Origin of the sequence: Mycolicibacterium parafortuitum, assembly GCF_010725485.1 — a bacterium.
Taxonomy (GTDB): Bacteria; Actinomycetota; Actinomycetes; order Mycobacteriales; family Mycobacteriaceae; genus Mycobacterium.
On record NZ_AP022598.1, the window covers coordinates 5970811 to 5994591 of the forward strand.

Consider the following 23781-nt stretch of genomic DNA (forward strand, 5'->3'; position numbering starts at 1 on the left):
CTTCGGAACGTCGTGGTGGACGGCCTCCCGCTCACGAGGAAACGGTTCCTGGCTAGGCTGAAACCATGGCGCCGCGTCCAGATGTTGCAATCTTCAGTCTTAATTACCCTCCGGAACCCACGGGCATCGCCCCATACACTGGTTCGCTTGCAACAGGCCTACGGCGGCGTGGACTTGCTGTGACCGCGCACGTCGCACACCCCCATTATCCAGAGTGGAGCATCCGAAATGGATATGGCGAGTGGTGCAGACGCGAAGAGACGGACGGGGTGGAGGTGTACCGACGCCTACACTACGTCCCAAGATCCCCTCGCGGCGTCCGAAGACTGCTATCGGAACTGAGCTTTGGTGTGCGCTTAGCATTTACTCGATGGCATCGTCCGAACGCGATAATCGCCGTGTCCCCATCTTTGTTTTCCACCGTGGTCGCGGTTTGCAGATGGCGACTGAATCCGTGGAGACCCCCACTGATCGTTTGGGTGCAGGATCTGTACACGCTCGGTTTAGCCGAGACCGGCGAAGGGGGCGGCCTAGTGCAGCGTGCAACCCGGTGGGTTGAATCGCTCACGTTGAGGGCCGCGGACACGGTAGCAGTCATCCACGACCGATTCGCCGCCTACGTCACTGACGAGCTTGGCGTGAATTCATCAAAGGTCGTTGTGGTGCGCAACTGGACACATCTCAAGCCTTCCAAGGCGATCGATCCACGAACGGCGAAGAAAGCACTCGGCTGGCCCACCGACGTCACGCTGGCTGTGCACACCGGGAATATGGGAGCAAAGCAGGGCCTACATAATGTCGTTGAAGCTGCGCGGCTCGCTGACGAAATCCAAGCTCCAGTCCACTTTTTTCTGATCGGTGACGGTAGCGAGCGCAAGGAACTAGAGCAACAGGCACTCGGGATCGGGCGCCTCAGCTTCACCGATCCCCTCAGTGACAGCGACTATCTTCTAGCTCTAAGTGCCGCCGACATCCTGGTGTTGAATGAGAAGCCAGGCGTCGCAGCAATGGCCGTACCTAGCAAGCTCACGTCCTACTTTGACGCCGGAAAGCCCGTGGTTGCGGCAACTGACGGCGGTGGCATAACTGCTGCAGAGATCAAGTCCTCGGAAGCTGGCGTAGTGGTTCCGGCTGGCAATCCGGACGAGTTACTACGCGTCATAATCAAGCTAGGCTCGGATTCGGCGGCATGTGCACAGTACGGCAGGAATGGACGTCATTATCGCGAAACGGTCCTCGATGAGTCAGCCGCCATCAGTCAATGGGCTGACATCGTAGCGAACGCCCAGGCGCATAAGCGGCTGAGAACTGCCCGAGGAGCCATTGACACACTAGGGCAGATACCTCCGCCAACACGGACCTGAGCACGCCGCGGGACCTGAGCCCAGGTCCCTTCGACTACGCGCCGCATGTACGCCTCGTGCAGGTGAGATAAACGTGCTTAGACTAGGGCGCACAACTGCCGAAGGGGGAAGATTGCAGGCCGCAAAGGTTTACGACGTCGGGATAATCGGGTTGGGCTATGTTGGCTTAACCTTGGGCACGGTTCTTGCTGAGACCGGCAGTACCGTGATCGGAGTCGAAAAGCGCACAGAGATCGTCGATTTGACCAACCGCGGCATACCGCATTTTTCCGAAGCCGGGCTCACCGACGCATTGCATCGGGTGACCTCGTCGGGGCGACTCGTCGCCGCAGCCGAGTTTGACGCGAACGTTTCGTGCAAGGCGTACATCATCACTGTCGGAACTCCGCTGTCCGCCGACGGTACCGTTCGTCTCGACATGATTGAAGCCGCAACGCGGCAGGTCGCGGAGAATATGCAGGACGGCGCACTAGTGATCCTACGGTCCACAGTGAAAATCGAAACCACATCACGCGTTGTCGAACCGATCCTCGCATCCACTGGTAAGGAGTTCGATATCGCTATGTGCCCTGAGCGGACGCTTGAAGGCCGCGCTTTACAGGAACTACGCGAGCTTCCCCAGATAATCGGCGCAACAGAACCCGCAGCGTCGGACCGAGCAGCAGGGTTATTTCAAAGACTCACGAGTACAATTGTTAAAGTGTCAAGCGCCGAAGCGGCCGAGATCATCAAACTTGTAGATAACACTTACCGCGATGTGCAATTCGCTTTTGCAAACGAGGTAGCTCGGGTGTGCGATGCGTTTGGTGTAAATGCTCACGAAGTAATATCCTCTGGACGCCTCGGCTATCCAAGAACATCGGTTGCGTTGCCTGGACTCGTTGGCGGACCCTGCCTGGAGAAAGATCCGCATATACTCTTGCAGAGCGCTCGAACGAAAGGCCTCACCCTGGAGATTACCGCTGCAGGACGTCTCGTGAACGAACGCCAACCTATAGAGACCGTCGAGTTCATCACGAAGGAAATATCGCGGCGTAAACTTGGCACCCCCCTCAGGATACGGATCATCGGCATGGCATTTAAGGGCGTCCCAGCTACCGATGACCTTCGGGGTTCTATGTCGATCAAAGTGCTAGAAGCTCTCAAAACTGCGCATCCGGATGCTGAGATAGGCATATACGACCCTGTGATCAGTTCCGAAGTGCTTTCTAAATCGTTTCCCGATGAAGTTGTATTCAGCCGTTTTGGCGACGCAGTAAGCGGAGCATCAGTCGTCGTAATTTCGAATAATCATCCGGCACTTGGAGCAGTCTCGCCCCGGACAATGGCAGAGTTCATTTCGCCGAGTGGATTCGTATTCGACTATTGGAACCATTTTAGCCACTTGCCGCCGTCGGAGCTCGGCGATTCGTACTTCGCAGTTGGCCACACGGAAACGGCCGCGTGATGAGTCGCCGAGTTGTAGTTACCGGTGGCGGCGGATTCATAGGCGCCTACCTAGTAAAGCGTTTAGTCCACGACGACTGGGATGTCGCCGTCGTGGACACGATGGTTCGCGGGGACGCTAGCCGATTCGCAGAGGTTGCTGACCAAGTAGAGCTGTTTTCATGTGATGTCCGCGATCAATCGGCTTTGGAAACTGCATTCGCTGGAGCGGAAGTGGTGATGCACTTAGCAGCGATCAATGGCACCGAGAACTTCTACAGGCACCCAGAACTCGTACTTGACGTGGGCATACGGGGAGCGATCGCCGTTGTCAACGCCGGCCGCGCTGCTGGCGTGCCCGATCTGGTGTTCGCTTCGACTGCAGAGGTCTATCAGACACCTTCAACGGTACCGACTCCTGAAACCGTCCCTTTGACGCTTCCCAACAGTCTAAACCCTAGATACTCTTACGGCGGTTCCAAAATAGCGAGTGAATTGATTGCCTTCAATTACGCGCAGGAACACTATCGGAAAGTTCAGGTATTCCGGCCCCATAACGTATACGGACCAGATATGGGATGGAAGCATGTGATTCCGCAATTTATCACTAGAGCCCTACAGGAATCAGCGCGCTGCCACTCAGATAGCGTGCCATTCCCAATTCAAGGCGACGGATCCGAAACACGTGCATTCTGTTTCGTCGACGACATTGTAGACGGCATTCTCACTATGTATGAACAGGGCGGACACCGCGAGATTTATCATATCGGAAATGATGAAGAAATCACGATTAGGGAGCTAGCGGCTCGAATCGGTGACGCTCTCGGCATATCGCTTCACGTCGAATCAGGCCCCGCTCCGGAGGGCGGCACGCCGCGCCGTTGCCCCGACCTCACTAAGATGCGAGGCCTTGGATACCGACCAGCGATCGATCTCCAGTCAGGTCTTCGCAAAACGGCAGCGTGGTATCGCGATCGAGATAGGGGCCTGGTCGGAAACGACTTGCTTTGATCACCGCAGCAGACCCACCCCTGCAACACGAGGAGATTTGTGGAGAAGAATTCTCGCATCTATGTAGCTGGCCATCGCGGTATGGTGGGTTCGGCGATCTTACGACGGTTAACCGACCTGGGCTACTCGAACGTAGTTGTTCGCAACCATAGCGACCTACCGCTAGATGATTCAGGTGCAGTTGCGCAGTTCTTCACTAGCGAACGTCCTGAGTATGTGGTTCTCGCCGCGGCGAAAGTCGGTGGCATCGTCGCCAACGCCACGCAGGGCGCCGATTTCATCAGAGAGAATTTACTAATACAAACCAATGTCATAGATGCCGCCTATCGACACGGCGCGCGAAAGCTGCTTTTCTTGGGGTCAAGTTGTATTTATCCCAAGCTCGCACAACAGCCTATCGCTGAAGAGGCACTCCTTACGGGCCCTTTAGAGGAGACCAATCTCCCGTATGCGGTTGCGAAGATTGCTGGCAAGACTATGTGCGACGCGTATGCACATCAATTCGGGTTCGATGCTTTTACGGTAATGCCGTCTAACGTGTATGGAGTCGGCGACAATTTTCATCCTGAGCACTCCCACGTTGTGGCAGGGATGCTCCGGCGGTTTCATGAAGCGAAATTGAACGATTCGGACAAAGTGGTCGTCTGGGGTACTGGTTCTCCGTTGCGCGAGCTTATCGATGCCGATGACCTAGCGGACGCCTGTGTCTTTCTACTTGAGAATTATAGTGACGGTGGAATGATCAATGTTGGCACTGGTGAAGAAATATCCATCCGCGATCTCGCTTTTCTGATCAAAACCATCGTGGGATTCGATGGGGAAATCGAGTTTGATTCCACCCGACCTGACGGGACGCCGAGAAAAATCATGGATAACAGTAAAATATCGAAACTCGGCTGGCGTCCAAACCACACGATAGAGACCGGACTCCGAAAAATGTACGATTGGTTCGTCCACACGCAGGAGGTCCGTGAACCGCACTCGGCATAACCTGCCGCGCCGCGCAACTGGTTTTCGATACCTGCCGGGATTAACGTGCCGGAGACTCTTCATCATGGAGCGCGAGGCACGGGCCAGAATGTGCGAGTTCTCGTCACCTATCCGCGCGGCTTCAACCGACAAACCTTTACCCTACCCAGTGGCGCGATAGCGCGGAAGTACTAACGGACCATCGGCCTGACCGGACACGACACGCCACGACACATTCTTAGCCCATTTAATCTGAGCTTTCACGACGTCGCCGCCGGCCGCTCGATGACGTCGTGGGATCTTGATCCTCCACTTCGACTTCCTTGACGGAATCCGAGCTGCTGGACTCTTGGACAGCAACGTCAGGTGCCCGTAGCACCTTGGGGGCTATCACTCCACTGTCGGACCCGTAATAGCTGTAGTTATAGCTATATGAAGAGCCCCCGCGAGTCGGCATCAGCGTGAACACTGCACCAAGCAGAGGCGCACCCACACTTTCAAGATTTCCAACCGCGTGCGCCAACTGCTCCCGCTTAGTACTTCCAAATCGAGCCATAATCAAGACACCGTCCGCAGCCGCCGCAAGTATCGCCGCATCCGTTACGGCGAGCAACGGAGACGAGTCGATGATTACGTAATCAAATTGTGTCCGCAGCTCTCGCAATAACTTCCGCGCAGCCTGCGATCCAACAAGCTCACTCGGGTTTGGGGGTATCGCTCCAGAAGTTAACAGTGTAAGGCCGGGGAATCGGGTCTTTTGAAGTGCGTCGTCCACCGAGGCGGCGCCGCTGAGAACTGTGCTGAAACCGACCCCGCCGACCAGGTCAAGGTACTGATGCAAGCTCGGCCGACGCATATCTCCGTCTATTAGAAGCACATTGTGCTCTGCCTCAGCAAGCGCGAGAGCGATATTAATAGCAGTCGTCGACTTGCCTTCATTCGGCACGGAACTGGTCACGATAATTACTCGTGGGGGGTTGTCGACCGCGAGAAACTGCAGGTTCGTTCGGACTTTACGGAACGCCTCCGCGATGAGTGAATTATCCGCATCAAAGGATATGGCAGGCTGCTTTCGACGGTCTTTATCCAGAGGAATGCTCCCGACCAGCCCAGTGCCTGTAATGCTTTCAAGGGTCTCGCGATCCTTCACCGTATTATCGAGGAGATCGCGGACCACGGCTAGCGCGACGCCGAAGGCGAGACCCAACACAAGTCCTATTCCGATGTTTCGCGCAGTCTTTGGCACAACGGGTGAATCTGGAATCGAAGCACGCTGCTCGACCACCACCCGCGAATCCGGAGTCGAACCATCCTCTGGCGTCTCCAGCTCGCGCACCATTGCAACGAACTCGTCCGAAAGAGTGTTCGCAATATCCCGTGCACGCACCGGAGATTCGTCTAGCACGTCCACATTGATCAAGACAGTGTCGACTTTCGAGCTCGCTTTAACATGCGCCTGCAAATCCTCGGCGCTCATATCGAGACCTAATTTGTCGATTGTTCGCTGAGCTAAAGTCTGCCCCATAATCAACTCGGCGTATGAGACCACTCTTTCTTGGGAGAAGCGATTTCCTTGGTAAGTTTCGGCGAGCGAGGAACCTGAGGTGGTCGAAACAAACAAGCGGGTGGAAGCCTGATAGAGCGGCGTAGTTATAAGGCTATATGCTGCCGCAGCTAAAACTCCGATCAAAGCCGTTACGCAGATAGTTACCCAACGACTCCGTAGAAGTTTTATGAAATCCTGGAGATTCAAAGCGACCCCTTATCGCTATACGTGGATACTCGCCGAGAATGAGAATGATGGGCTTTATCGATCGCGGAATCTTGCGCGGCTCCTTCGCAAACGCTCCGCGATACTACGGCTTGCATACCGGCACCGACGGTGAGCGCCACCCAAAATTCGCCGCGCTTCTTATCCGGTGCATTCGGGCACCATAACTCGGGGCGTCACCGTCTCAACTAACGGCAGAACCGGAGCACGGGGCTTTCCCGGCACTGAGGGCTCTGACAACTGAAACATGACATCAGCAGTCTGTCCAGGGGTGATAATAAGCTGAACCTCAAAGACGGGGTGTCCACGCTCGGTATATAGGATCGCCGGCACACGCTCTCCGTTGAGAAGCACGCTAGAAAGTTCCGCCCCTCTTGTAGCGACGAGACGGACAGATGTCACATTTGTACCGGGAGGTACTGCTAGTCCTAAATCGGGAGAAAGCCCCTCAGCACCAACTACGTAAGAGGGCAAACCTTCTGGCACCTCATTGGTCAGCTTGACCGTAACCGTGGATGCGCGCGTTTCACCTTGGCATTTATCCGCAGCGTATTCGATTTCACTTCTCAAATAGTAGTCGAGCTTATTTCCACCTAGATTGTTGATAACCACTTGAGCGTAGGGGGTCGGGTCCTCTGGCACAGCAAGAGCCAAAGGTGTCTCCTCAAGTAGCTGCTGTTCCTCCGGCACGGCGCTCCAGACGGCAATTCTGCGTTCGCTGACCGCGCGACCCAAGGCTTCCAACAGCTGCCGCGGCGACTTGACCGACCCCGTCATTTTCGAAACGACGGCGCTGGCGATGTCCTCAAGATACTGCTTGCGCTCTGCTCGCTGATCAGCCGTGAAACGGCTATATGCAGTCGCCTCCGTAAGTTCCACGACGTTATCCCGCGATACAATTTCGCCATCAGGCATCGTTATAGGCCCGATGGCCCCCAGGATGTAACTTAGTGCGACTGGGTCGATCGCAATGGCCCCGTCAACTTTCATGCCCGTTTGTTGGAGCCACATCCCCTGCCATATTTGAGCGGCATAAGGAAAGTGCGGACTGATGTTGCTATTGCGAATATCGAAGAAAGGCTGGTTATAGCCGTATTGCTGGTCATACTCGAAGCCAAAATCCACGGGAGCTACCGCACCCGTTAGATCCGTATTCGGGGCCAGGGTGTCGACCACCGGCACGCCATTGTCGAATCGGAGAATTCCGTAGCCGCCCAGGAGGCCGCCCGTTCCTCTTACTTCAGCGTTGGTCTGGAAGCCCATGAAATAGGAGCGGGGCCCGTCGGCCCCCATCATCGCTGGTGCCAGCCGTGCCGCCAACGCGGTGTTCTCAATGATCGAGGTGACACCGGAGATCTGACTCTGGAGCTGGGTCCGGGCATCGCTCAACAGGGATACATAACGCGGATCCGTGATGGCGGCGGCATCGGCATTAAGGCGCTTGGCACTTTCCGCCAACTTGCTTAGTTCCGGTTCCTGGCTCCGTAGGAGCCCAACGTCCACCCGGCCGTCCTGATAGAGGCGGTCCGGGGAAATGGTCAGTCCCACATCTGCGGCCGGCCGCAAGACATCCGAGGCAAGGCCGAGGACGACCTCGGTTACCTGCTGGCCCGTCTTGAACGGGCTGCCGACCCACGGAAGTGCTGAAGCAACGTTCCACGCAAGCGAATGGGTCGCGTCGCGGGCATCCCGGGCACTGACCAGTGCTTCGTCCGCGGCGCTCGACGCTGCCTCGGTGTTCCCGTCGAGCAGCGCATCTTTCGCGGCTTGGGCGTGACTGCGTGCTTGTTCGAGATTCGATTTCGCCTGGAAGGCGCCGACGGCTACCCAGATCCCCAAACCGAGGACGACCAGCACGACCACGGCCGTCCCCCAGAGGAGACCGCGTCGCCGGGCGAAGTCGCGCCGCTCGTCGTCGTAATCCGTGTATTCGTCACCGTTATCGGCGTTGTCATGGTCAGGCCGGCGTCGCGGGAAAAATTGCACTCAGAATGTCCTGTACATAGTTGAAGCCTGCACGTCAGCTGAGCGACGTGCAGGCTTCAACACCTGGCATTTATTTGGTGATGTCCGACTAGCTCGTGCAAGTGCCCGTCGTGACACCGCCGTACGAACCCGCGACGATCGAGTACGACCGTCCTCCGAAGCAGGACGACAGCTCGACCTCGCCGTAGCTGGCCAGCTGTGCATTCAGCCGATCAACGCGGGCCTCCCAGAACGGGGCGAAGATCGAGTCTGGGTTCGCCTCCAGCAGGGACTCGTAGTTCAGGATCGTGAGCCGAGTCCAGTAGGTCGAGGTCCGGGTCACCGCACCGGTGAACTGAACCACGAACACACCGAACAGGCCCTGAGGCTGCTGAGCGAGATCGCTCATCACCGGAGCGGCCGGAAGCTGCACGGCCGGAGCAGCATTCGCGGCGATCGGAGCGAGAGTGGCGGCGCCGGCGACGGCAACGGCCGCAGCCCCGACCTTGAACTTCGTAGCGATGGCGTTCATTCGTGTCCCCCCATAAAGGTTCGAGAGCCCTTGTTTGTTGCTCGAAGCATCCCAGATGCCATAGGGCGTGTCAACCGGAACGCCAACCCTCCTGAACGGCCCACGCAATCCCCTACGGGACCCCGACCTGCATCGGAATGCCCTCAGCAAACTATCGCTTTCAAGATCGTATATCGGTGTCGCAAACCTGGCGGCGGCGCGGATCTTTGTTTGCGCTGCGCTACCTCACGTTTGATTGATCAATTAACCGTCGCGTAACCACTTCGGTGCGGGGGCCGGATCGCCAGCGGGGCGATTGAGCAACGTCACAGATATTCCCGTCAGGGTTGTGGCGCGAGAATCTGACGAAATCGGCGGGCCGAAGCGGCGTATGGGATCGTCGCCCGCAGAAGTTAAGGGCTTAGTAAGACCCACCCGTGACCCTGCTCGACTGCGCCGTTAGCATCAGGTCCATGACCAGCGTGACGGATTCTGCTTCGACGCCAGCCGCCTCCCACGACATCGACATCCACACCACCGCCGGAAAGCTGGCCGATCTGCGCAAACGCGCGAAAGAAGCCCAGCACCCGGTCGGCGAGGCCGCCGTGGAAAAGGTGCACGCCAAAGGCAAGCTGACCGCGCGCGAACGCATTCTGGCGCTGCTGGACGAGGGCTCCTTCGTCGAGCTCGACGCGCTGGCCAAGCACCGCTCCAAGAACTTCGGTCTGGAGAACAACCGCCCCACCGGTGACGGTGTGGTCACCGGCTACGGCACCATCGACGGCCGCGACGTCTGCGTGTTCAGCCAGGACGCCACCGTGTTCGGCGGCAGCCTCGGCGAGGTCTACGGCGAGAAGATCGTCAAGGTCCAGGAACTGGCCATCAAGACCGGCCGCCCTCTGATCGGCATCAACGACGGCGCCGGCGCCCGCATCCAGGAAGGCGTGGTCTCCCTCGGCCTCTACAGCCGCATCTTCCACAACAACATCAAGGCCTCCGGCGTCATCCCGCAGATCTCGCTGATCATGGGTGCCGCCGCCGGCGGGCACGTCTACTCCCCCGCGCTGACCGACTTCGTCATCATGGTCGACCAGACCAGCCAGATGTTCATCACCGGACCCGACGTCATCAAGACCGTCACCGGTGAAGACGTCACCATGGAACAGCTCGGCGGCGCCCAGACCCACATGGCCAAGTCCGGCACCGTGCACTACGTCGCCTCGGGCGAGCAGGACGCCCTGGACTACGTCCGCGACCTGCTGTCCTACCTGCCGCCGAACAACTACGCCGAGCCGCCGCGCTATCCGGCCCCGCACGCCGACGCGGCCATCGAAGACAGCCTCACCGACGAAGACCTCGAACTCGACACGCTGATCCCGGACTCCCCGAACCAGCCCTACGACATGCACGAGGTCATCACCCGCATCCTCGACGACGACGAATTCCTCGAAGTCCAAGCGGGTTACGCCGGCAACATCATCGTCGGCTTCGGCCGCGTCGACGGCCGCCCGGTCGGCATCGTGGCCAACCAGCCCACCAACTTCGCCGGCTGCCTCGACATCAACGCCTCGGAGAAGGCCGCCCGGTTCATCCGGACCTGCGACTGCTTCAACATCCCGATCGTGCTGCTCGTCGACGTGCCCGGCTTCCTGCCCGGCACCGACCAGGAATACAACGGCATCATCCGCCGCGGCGCCAAACTGCTCTACGCCTACGGCGAGGCCACCGTCGCCAAGGTCACCGTCATCACCCGCAAGTCCTACGGCGGCGCCTACTGCGTGATGGGCTCCAAGGACATGGGCGCCGACGTCGTCGTCGCCTGGCCCACCGCCCAGATCGCCGTGATGGGCGCCTCCGGCGCCGTCGGGTTCGTCTACCGCCAGCAGATCAAGGAAGCCGCCGCCAACGGCGAAGACGTTGACGCGCTGCGCCTGCAGCTGCAGCAGGAGTACGAGGACACCCTCGTCAACCCCTACATCGCCGCCGAACGCGGATACGTCGACGCGGTCATCCCGCCGTCGCACACCCGCGGCTACGTCGCCACCGCGCTGAAGCTGCTGGAGCGCAAGGTCGTTCAGACCCCGCCGAAGAAGCACGGCAACATTCCCCTGTGATCTGACCTAACGAGAAAGGCTCTCCGTCATGAACCATGACGCCGACATCGTCGAGGTCTCCGATCCACGGGACATGACCATCGACGACCCGCCCGCCCCCACCCCGCACTTCCAGGTACTCAAGGGCGAACCCACCCTCGAAGAACTCGCCGCACTCGTCACCGTGCTGGCCGGCGCCGGCGGCGGCGCACCCGCCGACCCCGGACCCCAGGAACTCAACCTCTGGGGCCACCCGGTCGACAAACTGCGCTACGACGTCACCAGCTGGCAACGCACCACCCTGTGGGAACGCACCCACATGCGGCACTGACCTCGCCGATGACGCGTTTCGTCCTCGGCTCGGCGTCGCAGGGCCGGCTCAAGGTGCTCAGACAGGCCGGCATCGACCCTGTCGTGGTCGTCTCCGACGTCGACGAGGACGCGCTGATCGGTTCACTCGACCCGGAAACACCACCGGAAGCCGTGGTCGCGAAACTGGCCAATGCCAAGGCGCTCAGTGTCGCCGCGGCACTCCCCCAAGAGCTGTTGGCCGATTGCGTTGTGCTGGGCTGTGATTCGATGCTGCACCTGGATGGCCGACTCACGGGTAAGCCCGGCTCGGCGGATGCGGCACGAAGGCAATGGGAGTCGATGGCCGGTACCGTCGGGCATCTGCTCACCGGACACGCGCTGCTACGGCTGACCGACGGCGTGATCACCCACACCGAGGGCGATACCGGCAGCACCGCCATTCATTTCGGATCGCCGAGCGCAGCCGACCTCGACCGCTACGTGGACACTGGTGAACCGATCCACGTCGCGGGGGCGTTCACCCTGGACGGCCTCGGCGGCTGGTTTATCGATCGGATCGACGGCGACCCGTCGAACGTGATCGGGGTCAGTCTGCCCGTGATCCGACAGCTGCTCGGCCGCGCGGAGCTGTCGGTCACCGACTTCTGGACGCGCTGACTAGCAGCCCGGGTAACGCCGTTTGAGCGCGAACGTCACGCGCTGAGGCTTCGCACCGACCTTCACCGTCGAGTCGGCGCGCGGCGACTGACCGCACACGACCCAGTTGGTGTAGTTGTAGACCACCTGGTTGTTGACCGAGTCATAGATGTTGAACCGCACGTTGTCTTCTCCGGCGGCTCCGATGACGCTGTTCACGGCGCGCTCCAGGACCTCGCCACGCAGCGCCGGCATCGTCCACGTCGACGACTGAGCACCGGCGATCGGCGCAGCCGCGATTCCCGCGGCCACTATTCCGACAGATGCCGCCAATGCCGCGATGTTCCGCCCTTGCCTCGTGAAACCCTTGCGCTCCATGGCAAGAACCCTAGCGTTGGCTGTGGGTTCACTGCCAACGCTTCGATAACGATTTGCTAAAGGCGACCCGCGCCTAGGCCCCGCAGTGCTCCGCGCCGGGTCGCTCGACCAGCAGCGTCACCGACTTCGTCTTCTGCGTCAGCTTGCTGCCCGCCTTCGGCGATTCCCCGCAGACGACCCAGTTCTCCAGGTTGTAGACCGGGGCGTGGTTCGGTGCGACGACCTTGAACGTCAACGGCATCTGCTCGACGTCGGCCTCGACTTCCTGCTCGGCCGAGAACAGGAGCTTGTCCTTCAGGTCCGGCATCACCCACATCGCGTCGGGTTCCTTGTACTGGATCAGGCCGTCGTCCGCATGCGCGCCCGCAGGGCCGGCCGCACCGATCGCGCCAACGAACAACGCACCCGCCGCGATAGTTGCTGAGACAAATTTCTTCTGCACTGCACACCCCTTGAGTAGGTATCAGCCAGCCCGATGGAGGCCGACTCCCCAGTGAATGCTCGATAGGGCCGGACACGAAGCGTCGTCGCTCCGCCATGCGCTGCTGTCCAGGCAACTCTAAGCGAGCCCGCCCCGTGGTGCCGCCGTCCCCAGCAAACTGACAGGAATCCTCAAGCGCCCCTGCAGCCAGCCCGGCCCACACACCGGTCGACCCAAAAGAAAAACGGGCGGTGATCTGAACCACGTTTCAGTTGCGAGCGCGCATGTACGTGGGTAAATAGCGAAGAAGTGACGGGCATGATCATTCGTCCGGTGGGGGGCACCGCATGGTTACACGCTTCGATCAATGGCGGGAATCGTCTGCGCGTCGGCGTCGACGTGCAGAACGAGCAAATATCAGGCTGGACGTCCAAGGGTTGCGCATGGTCGCGGTCCTTGCGGTGCTGGCCCATCATCTGACCGGCTGGCCGCAGGGCGGCTTCGTCGGCATCGACATCTTCTTCGTGATTGCCGGCTACTTCGCTACTGAGAGTTTGCTGACGACCGCCGCGGACACGGGCAGGCCGGAGCTCCGCAACTTCTACCTCGGGCGGCTGCGCCGCATCGTGCCCGCCGCGACCGTCGTCCTGATCCTGACGATCGCCGCGTCGGCCCTTGCCTTTTCGGCATCGCGGGCCCGGGACGTCGGCATCGACGCGCTGTACGCGTTCTTCTTCGTGGCGAACTGGCACTTCGCGGCCGACGGCGTCGATCCCGTCACCACCACCGACACCGCGTCCCCGTTGCTGCACTATTGGCCGCTGGCGGTCGAGGAGCAGGTCTTCATCGCGTGGCCGCTGCTGATCCTGGCCGTCACCGCGATCGCCGTGCGCAAAGCGTGCAGCGACGAACGGTGGCGCGCCCACCTCGGCGCCGCGGTCGGCGGCGTCGCCGTCGCGTCCCTGGCCTGGGCGGCCTACCAGACCATGACCTCGCCGACCGTAGCGTTCCTCAGCACCTTCACCCGCGTCTGGGAACTCGGCGTCGGCGCACTACTGGCGGTGGCCGCCGGCAGCCTTGCGCGTCTCCCCGATCCGCTGCGCCCGATCCTGTCGTGGCTCGGCCTGGCGCTCATCGGCGCCGCGTTCGTCCTGATCGACGGCACGTCCGGATTCCCGGCACCGTGGGCGCTGCTGCCGGTCGCCGGCGCGGCCCTGGTGATCGGCGCGGGCATCGGGCGTGAACCCAACCTGCAGGGCTTCCTGCGCAATCGCGCCAGCACCTACCTCGGCGACCTCTCCTACTCGCTGTACCTGGTGCACTGGCCGGTGATCGTGCTACTGGCGACCGTGATGGACCGCGACGCGTACTACTACGCCAGCGCGGTCACGCTGACCCTCGGGCTCGCCGTCGCGCTGCACCACTTCGTCGAGAACCCGATGCGCTACGCCGACCGGGGCGCCCTGCGGCAGGCCCGCGAGGACCGCAGGCACGGCCTGCACCACACCAGCCCGGCCACCAAGCTCGCCGGGGTGGGCGCGCTGATCCTGATCACCCTCAGCGTCATCAGTTACGCGATGAGCCCCGAGGCGATCGACGCACCCGCACCGGTGGCACCCGCGGTCCCCGCCCCCTGATCTGGACACGATTGAGGCCAGATCCGAGCCGGCCCGCCCGGTAGGCTCTGTGACGTGCCACTACCTGCCGATCCCAGCCCTGCCCTGCAGTCCTACGCCCACCCCGAGCGACTGGTCACCGCCGACTGGCTGTCCGGCAATCTCGGCAGGCCCGGCCTGGCCATCGTCGAGTCCGACGAGGACGTACTGCTCTACGACACCGGCCACATCCCCGGCGCCGTCAAGATCGACTGGCACACCGACCTCAACGACCCGAACGTGCGTGACTACATCACCGGCGAGCAATTCGCCGACCTGATGAACCGCAAGGGCATCTCCCGCGACGACACCGTGGTGATCTACGGCGACAAGAGCAACTGGTGGGCCGCCTACGCGCTGTGGGTCTTCACCCTGTTCGGCCACCCCGATGTGCGACTGCTCGACGGCGGCCGCAACCTGTGGATCTCCGACGGCCGCGACACCACCCTGGACGTGCCGAACAAGCAGACCACCGGCTACCCCGTCGTCGAGCGCAACGACGCTCCGATCCGCGCGTTCAAGGACGACGTGCTCGCCATTCTCGGCAAGCAGCCGCTGATCGACGTGCGCTCCCCGCAGGAGTACACCGGCGAGCGCACCCACATGCCGGACTACCCCGAAGAGGGAGCGCTGCGCGGCGGCCACATCCCGACCGCGGTGTCCATCCCGTGGGCGAAGGCCGCGCTGGACAACGGAAAGTTCCGCAGCAGAGCCGAACTCGACGAGCTCTACGGCTTCCTGACCCCCGACGACGAGACGGTGGTGTACTGCCGCATCGGTGAGCGCTCCAGCCACACCTGGTTCGTGCTGACCCACCTGCTCGGCCTGCCCGGCGTGCGCAACTACGACGGCTCCTGGACTGAGTGGGGCAACGCGGTGCGGGTCCCGGTGGCCGTCGGGGAACAGCCGGGCGAAGCGCCGGGCGCCAAATGACCATGCCGGCCGCGCTGGCCGAGGTGGTGTCGGACTTCAAAGACGTTGAGGGACAAGACAAACTGGCCCTGCTGCTGGAGTTCGCCGACGAGCTACCCCCGCTGCCCGCCGAACTCGAAGAGGCGGCGATGGAACCGGTGCCGGAATGCCAGTCGCCGCTGTTCCTGCACGTCGACGCCGGCGACCGCGACCACGTCCGGCTGTACTTCAGCGCCCCCGCCGAGGCGCCGACCACCCGCGGCTTCGCCGCGATCCTGGCCACCGGGCTCGACGGGCAGTCCGCCGGCGATATCCTCGCCGTCCCCGACGACTTCTACACCGACCTCGGCCTGGCCAAGCTGATCAGCCCGCTACGGCTGCGCGGCATGTCGGCGATGCTGACCCGGATCAAGAACCGCCTCAAGTAACACCGGCGGCCATCCGCGGCGATAAGACAGTGACCGCGAACGACCATGCGCATCCCCGGTGGGGATGCCCAGAAGGGGAGACGGATGACGACCACGGGATGGGATCGGGCGCGCAAGATCGCCGCATGGAGCGCGGTACTGGCCGCACCGACGGCGCTGCTGGTGCTCTCGGCCGGGACCGCGTCGGCAGACCGGATCAGCCCCAACCGGACCGTCAACAGCGGCCAGGGCACCGTGTCCAAGGACGCGACGTTCGGCGAGGTGCGTGGCGCCGATGACGCGCTGCACGCCCAGGGCGAGATCCGCGACTCGATGATCGCTGTCCCCGGACGCATCGACGGCACCCGCGCCCGCGGCTTCCGGCCCAGCTGGTCCGGCGGACCCGCCATGGGTCGCTGGTGAGCTGACCCGGCTCCCCTCTCAGCCCGCCTCTTGGCGGACATGGCTGCGGGCATGCGCGATCGCGTCGTCGAGCGAATCGAGTAAGTGGTTCTCGTGGCGCAGCGCGTCGATGACCCCGACGTTGTCCAGCAGCGCCCGATGTTCGGGCTGCACGCCCTTGATGATCACGGTGATGCCCCGGGACTCGAGATCCTCGACGATCTCGGCCAGCGTGTTGGCGCCGGTGGCATCGAGCATGCCCAGCTGGGACATCCGGATGATCACCACCGCCACATCGCGGTGATGCTCGTCGACGATCGCCGATGAGATGCGTTCGGCGGCTCCGAAGAACATCGCGCCGTCGAGCCGCAGCAGCACGATGCGGTCGTCGCCCGGGCACGGCGGGCCCGGAAGCTCCTCGCGGGTGACGCTGCTGCGCCGGGCCAGCGCCCGCAACGCGAACACCGCGGCGACGATGACACCGATCTCGACCGCCTCGATCAGATCGAACACGATCGTGATCGACGCCGTGACCACGAACGTCACCGCGTCCGAGCGCGTCGACGTCACGATCCGCATCACCGTGCGCGCCGAAACCATCCGCACCGACGTCACCATCAGCACCGCCGCCAGCGACGCCAGCGGGATCGCCGCGACCGGCCCACTGGCCAGATAGACCACCCCGAGCAGCACCAGCGAGTGCACGATCGCCGACAGCCGGGTGCGGGCACCGGAACGCACGTTGACCGCGGTGCGCGCGATCGCCCCGGTGGCCGGCATGCCGCCGAACAGCCCGGAGGCCACCGACGCCAGCCCCTGCCCGACCAATTCCCGGTTCGGGTCGTAGCTGCCGGTGCGCGACATCGTCGCCGCGACCCGCGCGGACAACAGCGATTCGATCGCCGCCAGCGCCGCGATCGCCAACGCCGCACCAGAGAGCGCCCGCAACGCGGCCAGATCCGTATGCGGCAGCACCGGCGCGGGCAGATGCGCGGGCAACTCCCCGATGCGCGCGACCGTCAGCGAGAACGCGATCGCCACCCCGGTCGCGGCCACGACCGCGACCAGCGACGCCGGGATCGCGCGGTGCAGCCGCGGCAGCCCGACCATCAGGACCACCACCAGCGCCACGATCGCCAGCGCCGGCGCGGCCGCCGACCACTCGATCGCGCGCAGCGACTGCCACGCCGCGGCCAGCGGCCGCTCCCCCTGCGGTGTCGACTGGCCGAGGGCGGCCGGGATCTGCTGCAGGAAGATGATCGCGGCGATCCCGAGGGTGAAGCCCTCGATCACCGGCCACGGGATGAACGTCACCGCCCGGCCCAGACCCGCGACGCCGGCCGCCAGCACGATCAGCCCGGCCAGCACCGTCACCAACGCCAGGCTCGGCAGTCCGTACTGCGCGACGATCGGCGCCAGCACCACCGCCATCGCACCCGTCGGACCGGACACCTGGACGTGCGACCCACCGAAGACCGCGGCGACCAGACCGGCCACCACCGCGGTGATCAACCCGGCGGCCGCGCCGGTTCCCGAGCTGATCCCGAACGCCAACGCCAGCGGCAGCGCCACCACCCCGACCGTCACCCCGGCCAGCACGTCGCGGCGCCAGCTGCGCGGCACCTCGGCGTAGTCGGCGCGCCGGGGCATCAACGATGCGATGTTCACGATCCGGCCACCGGCGGTAGCGACGACAGCGCGTCGATCTGCTCTCTGTTGGCGGCCAGCGTGTCGGCCAGGAACGCCCGCGCGATCACCAGCAACTCGGAGATCTTCGGATGGGCGAGTTGGTAATACACCGCGTTGCCGACCCGCTGGGCCTCGACGACCCGGTGCCGCTTGAGGACGGCCAGATGCTGCGACAGCAGCGTCGCCTCCAGCCCGGTCTGCTCCAAGATGTCGCTGACCGGGGCCGGGCCGTCGGCGACCGACAGGATCTCCAGCACCCTGATCCGGGCCGGATGCGCCAGCGCCTTGAAGAGGTTGGCCTTGATCTCGTACAGCGGCCGCTCACCGCCCGCGAGGAATCCCTGCATACTCACGCACTCACACTTGATGGATTGAACAAACTCTCAATCCAGCGTACGCGCGCGACGGCACCTTTTATTACCGGCGGGTAGGGGACCGCCTCGCGGGGAGTCGAATTGGGTTCCTTAAACTGCCCGAGATATCTTCTTTTACGAATCTCTTAAAGAACATGCCAACAGGAGGCGCAGTGGCCAGTCACGCCAGCTCGAAGATCTCCAAGGTGCTCGTCGCCAACCGTGGAGAAATCGCCGTCCGAGTGATCCGCGCTGCCAAGGACGCCGGGCTTACGAGCGTGGCGGTGTACGCCGAGCCCGACGCCGACGCACCTCACGTCCGTCTCGCCGACGAGGCGTTCGCCCTCGGCGGCCAGACGTCCGCCGAGTCGTACCTGGTGTTCGAGAAGCTGCTCGACGCCGCGGCGAAATCCGGCGCCAACGCGATCCACCCCGGCTACGGCTTCCTGAGCGAGAACGCCGACTTCGCCCAGGCCGTCCTCGACGCCGGGCTGATCTGGATCGGCCCCAGCCCGCAGTCGATCCGCGACCTCGGCGACAAGGTCACCGCGCGCCACATCGCCGCCCGGGCCAACGCACCGCTGGTGCCCGGCACCCCGGATCCGGTCAAGGACGCCGACGAGATCCTGGCCTTCGCCAAGGAGCACGGCCTGCCCATCGCGATCAAGGCCGCGTTCGGCGGCGGCGGCCGCGGCATGAAGGTCGCCCGCACCCTCGAAGAGATCCCCGAGCTGTTCGACTCGGCCACCCGCGAGGCCATCGCGGCCTTCGGGCGCGGCGAGTGCTTCGTCGAGCGCTACCTCGATAAGCCGCGCCACGTCGAGGCCCAGGTCATCGCCGACACGCACGGCAACGTCGTCGTCGCCGGCACCCGCGACTGCTCGCTGCAGCGCCGCTTCCAGAAGCTCGTCGAAGAAGCCCCCGCCCCGTTCCTGACCGACGCGCAGCGCAAGGAGATCCACGAGTCCGCCAAGCGAATCTGCAAGGAGGCCGGCTACTACGGCGCCGGCACCGTCGAGTACCTGGTCGGCCAGGACGGCCTGATCAGCTTCCTCGAGGTCAACACCCGCCTGCAGGTCGAGCACCCCGTCACCGAGGAGACCTCCGGGATCGACCTCGTGCTGCAGCAGTTCAAGATCGCCAACGGCGAACCGCTGGACATCACCGAGGATCCGACCCCGCGCGGTCACTCGTTCGAGTTCCGCATCAACGGTGAGGACGCCGGCCGCGGCTTCCTGCCCGCCCCCGGCCCGGTGACCAAGTTCGTCGCACCGACCGGCCCGGGCGTGCGCATGGACTCCGGCGTGGAGAGCGGCTCGGTCATCGGCGGCCAGTTCGACTCGATGCTGGCCAAGCTGATCGTCACGGGTGCCACCCGCGACGAGGCGCTGGCCCGCTCGCGGCGCGCGCTGGAGGAGTTCACCGTTGAGGGCCTGGCCACCGTCATCCCGTTCCACCGTGCGGTGGTGTCCGACCCCGCCTTCATCGGCGACGGCACCAAGTTCGACGTCCATACCCGCTGGATCGAGACCGAGTGGGACAACACCGTCGAGCCGTTCACCGGCGGTGACCCGATCGACGAGGAAGACACCATCCCCCGCCAGACCGTCGTGGTCGAGGTCGGCGGCCGTCGCCTCGAGGTCTCGCTGCCCGGCGATCTCGCCATCGGCAACGGCGGTGGCGGCGCCGCGCACGGCGCGCTGCGCAAGAAGCCCAAGCCGCGCAAGCGTGGTGGCGGCGGCGGGGCGGCCGCGTCCGGCGACGCCGTGACCGCACCGATGCAGGGCACCGTCGTCAAGGTCGCGGTCGAAGAAGGCCAGACCGTGTCGGCCGGCGACCTGGTGGTGGTGCTCGAAGCCATGAAGATGGAGAACCCGGTCACCGCCCACAAGGACGGCGTGGTCACCGGCCTGGCCGTCGAGGCCGGCGCGGCGATCACCCAGGGCACCGTGATCGCGGAGCTCAAAGACGCCGAATAGGCACAGCTCGAACGAACGGGGCGCCACCGCGTTGTGGCGCCCCGTTCGTCATTCGTGGGGAGGCTGAATCCGTGGAGCCCGTCGAGATCAATGCCGGCGCGTGGTACCTGCGGGCGCTGCGTGCCGACGACCGCGTCGACGACCGGCCCGCGCTCGCCGATCTCGGTGAGCATCGCGCCGACCACGTCGATCGCCGTGCCGCGCAATGGGATTCCGACGAGGTCTATTCGTGGGCGGTGTGTGAGCCGACGACCGGCGAACTGCTGGCCGAGGTCACGCTGACCCCGGCCACCGGCGAGGTCGCGACGCGCACCCGGCCCGGCCACGAGGACGCCGCGTATACCGGCGCCGAGGCGGTGCGGCGGTTCGCCGCCGCGATCCTCGACCAGACGTGACGCGACCCGCCCCGGGCGGAGGTCGGGACTCCGACCGGGGCGGGCCGACGGCTGCGGAACAGGGATACGCCGCACCTTTCTCGACGGCGTCAGATCCCCCTGACCCAGGCAGCCGGGGCTAGAAGCCGTACCGGGATTCGGTGAGCATCTGGTAGTAGACGCGCGAATGCGTGTCCGGTGCCATGTTGCTCTCGTTGATCCCGGTGGCCGCGGCGGCGGTGCCGGCCATGCCGAGGGTCGCGCCGAAGATCGCGGCGGACAGCAGCGGGGTGGCGAAGAAGCGGCTTAAGCGGGTCATGTCGGGCCTCCGTGAGTCCTGGCCGGTGCCGGTGTGTTCCGGCGATGGGATAACTCTCGCGCACCGGCGCCGCCCCGTCTGTCGGGTGATCAGCCCCTGGACCGGTGGAATCTGCTGTCCCCTGATCGGAGGACAGTCAGCGGCTGTCGATGTCGCGTCCGGTACCCAGGTCCCCGCACTCGACGGCGACGACGTCGTAGCGGCCCCGCAGGAACGGTCCGGCGCCGTCGTCGCCGGCAAGGGTGTCGAGCAGCTGCGGCAGGTGGGCGCGGGCGATGACGACCGGGTGGCCGGGCCGTCCGCCGTAGCGCGCCCGGGCCAGCCCCGACGCCGAGTCGCGCGCGGCGTACAGCACGCGCCGCACGGCGGCGGCCCCGACGTCCGGGGTGTCCACCGTCGTCAGGACGACGAAGTCCGCACCCTCGGCAGCCCGGATGCCGGCCCGCACGGAGGCACTCAGGCCGTCGCGCCAGTCCTCGGCGACCACCGCGCGGGCCGGCGCGTGCACGTCGACGATCGCCGCGCCGAGCACCACCACGACCTCGTCGCACCCCCCGCCGTGCAGCGCGGCGACGCCGCGCCGCAGCCACTCCCCGTCCTCGGCGAGCACCTTCGGCATCCCGAACCGGGTCCCCGCACCCGCGGCCAGGACCACGCCGGTGGACGAAAGACGCTGTGCCATAGTTCTTTTCACCTCTCCACGCCGGGTGGGCGACGTCGCAGCCCGCAGCCAAGCTGAGCGTTTGTTAACAACCTCTCACAATCGTTGTCCAACATCGCCACCCCGGCGTAGGGTTCGGCACAGGGTTGAGCGCAACAGCCTTCTGGAAACGTCATCGACCCGCGGGACGCAGAAGCTCTCGCGCAGGCTTTGAGAATCTAGGGCCACCCTTGACGTGACACCGCAGCACGAATCTCGCACTCTCGATCGGAGTCACCGTGCCTCACGTCCCAGAACATCCCCCGGCCCCGCCGGAGCGCTTCGTGTGCCGAACCGCGCTCTTCGACACCGACTGGCCGCAGCCTGACACCGCCGTCGTCGCCGGCCGCGGTGAACTCGATGCCGCCAACGGCCATCTGTTCGTCGATTACGCGCTGCGCCACCCCGACAGAACCCGATGGCTCATCGTCGACTTCTCGGGTCTGTCGTTCTTCTCCACCGCCGGGTTCTCGGCGCTGCACACCCTCAACGTGCGCTGCGCGGGCGACGACATTCGCTGGGTGCTGGTCCCCGGCCGGGCCGTCACCCGGGTACTGCGGCTGTGCGATCCGGATGCGGCGCTACCGGTGAGCCCCGACGTGCCGAGCGCGCTGGTGGCCGTCCACGACGCGCCGCGTCAGTCATTCGAGCTGGTCACGGAGCCGCGTTAGCGACTTCGCGAGCAGCCGCGACACGTGCATCTGCGAGATGCCGACGCGTTCGGCGATCTGAGTCTGCGTCATCGACTCGAAGAAACGCAGCACGAGCACCGTCCGCTCCCGCTCCGGCAGGGCCGCCAGCAGCGGGCGCAGCGCCTCGCGGTTCTCGATCTGATCGAGCGTCAGGTCGACGTCGCCGAGGGTGTCGGCGATCGCGGGGGCTTCCTCGTTCCCGCTGCCGCCGCCGCTGTCGATCGACAGCGTGTTGTACGAGCTACCGGCGACCAGGCCTTCGATGACCTCGTCGCGGTCCATCTCCAGCTCGGCGGCCAGCTCGGTCGCGGTCGGGGCGCGGCCCAGGCGTTGGCTCAGTTCGGCCGTCGCGGCGCCGAGCCGAAGATGCAGTTCCTTGAGGCGTCGCGGCACCTTGACCGACCAGCTGTTGTCGCGGAAGTGCCTGCGGACCTCCCCCATGATCGTCGGCACCGCGAAGGACACGAAGTCCGACCCGGCGTTGACGTCGAAGCGGATGACGGCGTTGACAAGGCCGACGCGGGCCACCTGGACCAGGTCGTCGCGCGGCTCACCGCGGCCGTCGAAGCGGCGGGCGATGTGATCGGCGAGCGGCAGGCAGCGCTCGACGATGCGGTCGCGCTGACGCTGAAACTGTGCCGAGCCTTCCTCGAGTTGGGCCAACTCTCGGAACATGTCGGCAACGTCGGAGTATTCAGAGTTCGACCGCGGTGATGAACCCTTGGGCGACGGCCGGGTCACTGCAACGAACTCGCTCGCCTCGTCGTCATCGAGATGCCGAATACCTCGGCGTTGTCCACCTGCCCGTCATTGAACGTGGTGACCTCGTCGGTCAGCGAGCTCAGCACATGCCAGCTGAAGCTGCCCGGGGCCAGGATGTCGGTGCTGTCGCACGTCGTCGACGCGTGCACCACCAGCGCGTCGGGCTGCGGATCGACGACGACCAGCAGCGTCGAGTTCGGCACCGCCGAGCGGATCAGTCGCGTACACGCCTCGTCGACCGCCAGCCGGAGGTCGGCGACGGCGTCGAAATCGAGGTCCTCGAAGGTGCCGATCGCGGCGACCAGTGTGCGCAGCACCGCCAAATTCTCCAGCGCCGCCGCAACTCGGAGTTCTACCGATTGCGGGCTGAGACGCTGTCCATTGCTGTGGCTCGCAACATCGGCCATCTGACCTCCCGGAAACTTGCCAGCGAGATTACCCCAGGCTGAAGCGCCGTTATCCATGGGCGCTCCGGGCATTCACCAGCGCATCGGTTAGCGGCCATCCGGCACCGGGTATCCGGTGCGGATGGACCAGAATGCCAAACCCCTGCGCCGCATCCTGGTGATCGTCGGCACCGTACTGGCGGTGATCATCCTGATCGGAGTGGCCATCTATGCGGGCGCGTTTCTGATGCTGGCGCCGATGATGCAGTGATGCGGTTGAGTTCATGGTGGCGCT

The 23781-nt window shown here is 63.9% G+C and carries 26 protein-coding genes; 15 read left to right on the forward strand and 11 right to left on the reverse strand.

What is annotated here, in order from left to right:
• The first annotated feature begins 65 nt into the window (after positions 1–65).
• From NTM_RS28155 to NTM_RS28170, 4 genes are all read left to right on the forward strand, one after another.
• The gene (locus NTM_RS28155; protein WP_163769269.1) at positions 66–1364 is read left to right on the forward strand and encodes a glycosyltransferase family 4 protein; all 1299 of its coding nucleotides are present in this window, start codon (positions 66–68) and stop codon (positions 1362–1364) included.
• A gap of 112 nt (positions 1365–1476) precedes the next feature.
• Positions 1477–2811, forward strand: coding sequence for a nucleotide sugar dehydrogenase (locus tag NTM_RS28160; protein ID WP_163769270.1), 1335 nt, complete (start codon positions 1477–1479; stop codon positions 2809–2811).
• Entirely contained in the window at positions 2811–3800 is a 990-nt protein-coding gene (locus NTM_RS28165) for an NAD-dependent epimerase/dehydratase family protein (protein WP_163769271.1), read from the forward strand. Before NTM_RS28160 ends, NTM_RS28165 begins: the two co-directional genes overlap by 1 nt.
• Positions 3801–3839: 39 nt before the next feature.
• Positions 3840–4790: a GDP-L-fucose synthase family protein gene (locus NTM_RS28170; RefSeq protein WP_163769272.1), complete on the forward strand. Its 951-nt coding sequence runs from the start codon at positions 3840–3842 to the stop codon at positions 4788–4790.
• Between the two features lie 226 nt (positions 4791–5016).
• Here the strand turns inward: NTM_RS28170 and NTM_RS28175 are convergent, their stop codons facing one another.
• The 3 genes from NTM_RS28175 to NTM_RS28185 form a co-directional block, all read right to left on the reverse strand.
• Positions 5017–6522 carry a tyrosine-protein kinase domain-containing protein gene (locus NTM_RS28175; protein ID WP_163769273.1) on the reverse strand — a complete coding sequence of 502 codons (1506 nt, stop codon included), beginning with the start codon at positions 6520–6522 and terminating at the stop codon, positions 5017–5019.
• 159 nt (positions 6523–6681) lie between these two features.
• Positions 6682–8526 (reverse strand): DUF4012 domain-containing protein, encoded by a 1845-nt coding sequence (locus NTM_RS28180; RefSeq protein ID WP_179964018.1) that lies wholly within the window; start codon positions 8524–8526, stop codon positions 6682–6684.
• Positions 8527–8614: 88 nt separating this feature from the next.
• The gene (locus NTM_RS28185) at positions 8615–9037 is read right to left on the reverse strand and encodes a hypothetical protein (RefSeq protein ID WP_163769274.1); all 423 of its coding nucleotides are present in this window, start codon (positions 9035–9037) and stop codon (positions 8615–8617) included.
• A gap of 452 nt (positions 9038–9489) precedes the next feature.
• On the opposite strand from NTM_RS28185, the gene NTM_RS28190 reads away from it, so the two are divergent.
• Genes NTM_RS28190 through NTM_RS28200 form a run of 3 tightly spaced genes read left to right on the forward strand, consistent with a single transcriptional unit; the run spans position 9490 to position 12078 of the window.
• Entirely contained in the window at positions 9490–11130 is a 1641-nt protein-coding gene (locus NTM_RS28190) for an acyl-CoA carboxylase subunit beta (protein WP_163769275.1), read from the forward strand.
• 28 nt (positions 11131–11158) lie between these two features.
• The gene (locus NTM_RS28195) at positions 11159–11440 is read left to right on the forward strand and encodes an acyl-CoA carboxylase subunit epsilon (protein WP_163769276.1); all 282 of its coding nucleotides are present in this window, start codon (positions 11159–11161) and stop codon (positions 11438–11440) included.
• A gap of 8 nt (positions 11441–11448) precedes the next feature.
• A complete protein-coding gene (locus NTM_RS28200; RefSeq protein ID WP_163769277.1) occupies positions 11449–12078 on the forward strand; it encodes a Maf family protein in 630 nt (209 codons plus the stop codon).
• Here the strand turns inward: NTM_RS28200 and NTM_RS28205 are convergent, their stop codons facing one another.
• Positions 12079–12435, reverse strand: a complete 357-nt coding sequence (locus NTM_RS28205) for a hypothetical protein (protein WP_163769278.1) — start codon at positions 12433–12435, stop codon at positions 12079–12081.
• 73 nt (positions 12436–12508) lie between these two features.
• Entirely contained in the window at positions 12509–12877 is a 369-nt protein-coding gene (locus NTM_RS28210; protein WP_163769279.1) for a hypothetical protein, read from the reverse strand.
• A 326-nt stretch (positions 12878–13203) separates the two neighbouring features.
• Between NTM_RS28210 and NTM_RS28215 the strand changes: the two genes are divergently transcribed.
• From NTM_RS28215 to NTM_RS28230, 4 genes are all read left to right on the forward strand, one after another.
• A complete protein-coding gene (locus tag NTM_RS28215; protein ID WP_163769280.1) occupies positions 13204–14493 on the forward strand; it encodes an acyltransferase family protein in 1290 nt (429 codons plus the stop codon).
• Between the two features lie 54 nt (positions 14494–14547).
• A complete protein-coding gene (locus tag NTM_RS28220; protein ID WP_163769281.1) occupies positions 14548–15444 on the forward strand; it encodes a sulfurtransferase in 897 nt (298 codons plus the stop codon).
• Positions 15441–15851, forward strand: coding sequence for a SufE family protein (locus NTM_RS28225; RefSeq protein ID WP_163769282.1), 411 nt, complete (start codon positions 15441–15443; stop codon positions 15849–15851). Before NTM_RS28220 ends, NTM_RS28225 begins: the two co-directional genes overlap by 4 nt.
• An 84-nt stretch (positions 15852–15935) precedes the next feature.
• A complete protein-coding gene (locus NTM_RS28230) occupies positions 15936–16253 on the forward strand; it encodes a hypothetical protein (protein ID WP_163769283.1) in 318 nt (105 codons plus the stop codon).
• A gap of 18 nt (positions 16254–16271) precedes the next feature.
• Here NTM_RS28230 and NTM_RS28235 read toward each other — a convergent pair whose 3' ends face one another.
• The gene (locus tag NTM_RS28235) at positions 16272–17882 is read right to left on the reverse strand and encodes a SulP family inorganic anion transporter (protein ID WP_104863241.1); all 1611 of its coding nucleotides are present in this window, start codon (positions 17880–17882) and stop codon (positions 16272–16274) included.
• Between the two features lie 14 nt (positions 17883–17896).
• Positions 17897–18268: an ArsR/SmtB family transcription factor gene (locus tag NTM_RS28240; RefSeq protein WP_104863101.1), complete on the reverse strand. Its 372-nt coding sequence runs from the start codon at positions 18266–18268 to the stop codon at positions 17897–17899.
• A 179-nt stretch (positions 18269–18447) separates the two neighbouring features.
• On the opposite strand from NTM_RS28240, the gene NTM_RS28245 reads away from it, so the two are divergent.
• The gene (locus NTM_RS28245) at positions 18448–20253 is read left to right on the forward strand and encodes an acetyl/propionyl/methylcrotonyl-CoA carboxylase subunit alpha (RefSeq protein ID WP_163769284.1); all 1806 of its coding nucleotides are present in this window, start codon (positions 18448–18450) and stop codon (positions 20251–20253) included.
• Positions 20254–20324: 71 nt separating this feature from the next.
• Positions 20325–20648 (forward strand): hypothetical protein, encoded by a 324-nt coding sequence (locus tag NTM_RS28250; protein ID WP_163769285.1) that lies wholly within the window; start codon positions 20325–20327, stop codon positions 20646–20648.
• A gap of 118 nt (positions 20649–20766) precedes the next feature.
• On the opposite strand, the gene NTM_RS28255 is transcribed toward NTM_RS28250, so the two are convergent.
• A complete protein-coding gene (locus NTM_RS28255) occupies positions 20767–20946 on the reverse strand; it encodes a hypothetical protein (protein ID WP_104863098.1) in 180 nt (59 codons plus the stop codon).
• Positions 20947–21082: 136 nt separating this feature from the next.
• Positions 21083–21628: a nucleotidyltransferase family protein gene (locus NTM_RS28260; protein WP_163769286.1), complete on the reverse strand. Its 546-nt coding sequence runs from the start codon at positions 21626–21628 to the stop codon at positions 21083–21085.
• A 257-nt stretch (positions 21629–21885) separates the two neighbouring features.
• Here NTM_RS28260 and NTM_RS28265 point away from each other — a divergent pair, with 257 nt between their 5' ends.
• Entirely contained in the window at positions 21886–22317 is a 432-nt protein-coding gene (locus tag NTM_RS28265) for an STAS domain-containing protein (protein ID WP_163769287.1), read from the forward strand.
• On the opposite strand, the gene NTM_RS28270 is transcribed toward NTM_RS28265, so the two are convergent.
• Positions 22288–23013 (reverse strand): RNA polymerase sigma factor SigF, encoded by a 726-nt coding sequence (locus tag NTM_RS28270; RefSeq protein WP_232079873.1) that lies wholly within the window; start codon positions 23011–23013, stop codon positions 22288–22290. The two genes, NTM_RS28265 and NTM_RS28270, sit on opposite strands and share 30 nt — an antisense overlap.
• A gap of 62 nt (positions 23014–23075) precedes the next feature.
• Positions 23076–23507 carry an ATP-binding protein gene (locus NTM_RS28275; protein ID WP_104863094.1) on the reverse strand — a complete coding sequence of 144 codons (432 nt, stop codon included), beginning with the start codon at positions 23505–23507 and terminating at the stop codon, positions 23076–23078.
• Positions 23508–23628: 121 nt separating this feature from the next.
• Between NTM_RS28275 and NTM_RS29040 the strand changes: the two genes are divergently transcribed.
• On the forward strand, positions 23629–23757 hold the full coding sequence (locus NTM_RS29040; protein WP_272818844.1) for a hypothetical protein: 129 nt from the start codon (positions 23629–23631) through the stop codon (positions 23755–23757).
• Positions 23758–23781 lie beyond the last annotated feature (24 nt).

What these genes read in the sequence shown, in the direction of transcription:
- NTM_RS28155 (WP_163769269.1), top strand. Translation starts at nt 66, where the DNA reads ATGGCGCCGCGTCCAGATGTTGCAATCTTCAGTCTTAATTACCCTCCG.
- NTM_RS28165 (WP_163769271.1), top strand. Translation starts at nt 2,811, where the DNA reads ATGAGTCGCCGAGTTGTAGTTACCGGTGGCGGCGGATTCATAGGCGCC.
- NTM_RS28185 (WP_163769274.1), bottom strand. Translation starts at nt 9,037, where the DNA reads ATGAACGCCATCGCTACGAAGTTCAAGGTCGGGGCTGCGGCCGTTGCC.
- NTM_RS28190 (WP_163769275.1), top strand. Translation starts at nt 9,490, where the DNA reads ATGACCAGCGTGACGGATTCTGCTTCGACGCCAGCCGCCTCCCACGAC.
- NTM_RS28195 (WP_163769276.1), top strand. Translation starts at nt 11,159, where the DNA reads ATGAACCATGACGCCGACATCGTCGAGGTCTCCGATCCACGGGACATG.
- NTM_RS28200 (WP_163769277.1), top strand. Translation starts at nt 11,449, where the DNA reads ATGACGCGTTTCGTCCTCGGCTCGGCGTCGCAGGGCCGGCTCAAGGTG.
- NTM_RS28205 (WP_163769278.1), bottom strand. Translation starts at nt 12,435, where the DNA reads ATGGAGCGCAAGGGTTTCACGAGGCAAGGGCGGAACATCGCGGCATTG.
- NTM_RS28215 (WP_163769280.1), top strand. Translation starts at nt 13,204, where the DNA reads ATGGTTACACGCTTCGATCAATGGCGGGAATCGTCTGCGCGTCGGCGT.
- NTM_RS28225 (WP_163769282.1), top strand. Translation starts at nt 15,441, where the DNA reads ATGACCATGCCGGCCGCGCTGGCCGAGGTGGTGTCGGACTTCAAAGAC.
- NTM_RS28230 (WP_163769283.1), top strand. Translation starts at nt 15,936, where the DNA reads ATGACGACCACGGGATGGGATCGGGCGCGCAAGATCGCCGCATGGAGC.
- NTM_RS28235 (WP_104863241.1), bottom strand. Translation starts at nt 17,882, where the DNA reads ATGCCCCGGCGCGCCGACTACGCCGAGGTGCCGCGCAGCTGGCGCCGC.
- NTM_RS28240 (WP_104863101.1), bottom strand. Translation starts at nt 18,268, where the DNA reads ATGCAGGGATTCCTCGCGGGCGGTGAGCGGCCGCTGTACGAGATCAAG.
- NTM_RS28255 (WP_104863098.1), bottom strand. Translation starts at nt 20,946, where the DNA reads ATGACCCGCTTAAGCCGCTTCTTCGCCACCCCGCTGCTGTCCGCCGCG.
- NTM_RS28260 (WP_163769286.1), bottom strand. Translation starts at nt 21,628, where the DNA reads ATGGCACAGCGTCTTTCGTCCACCGGCGTGGTCCTGGCCGCGGGTGCG.
- NTM_RS28270 (WP_232079873.1), bottom strand. Translation starts at nt 23,013, where the DNA reads ATGTTCCGAGAGTTGGCCCAACTCGAGGAAGGCTCGGCACAGTTTCAG.
- NTM_RS28275 (WP_104863094.1), bottom strand. Translation starts at nt 23,507, where the DNA reads ATGGCCGATGTTGCGAGCCACAGCAATGGACAGCGTCTCAGCCCGCAA.
- NTM_RS29040 (WP_272818844.1), top strand. Translation starts at nt 23,629, where the DNA reads ATGGACCAGAATGCCAAACCCCTGCGCCGCATCCTGGTGATCGTCGGC.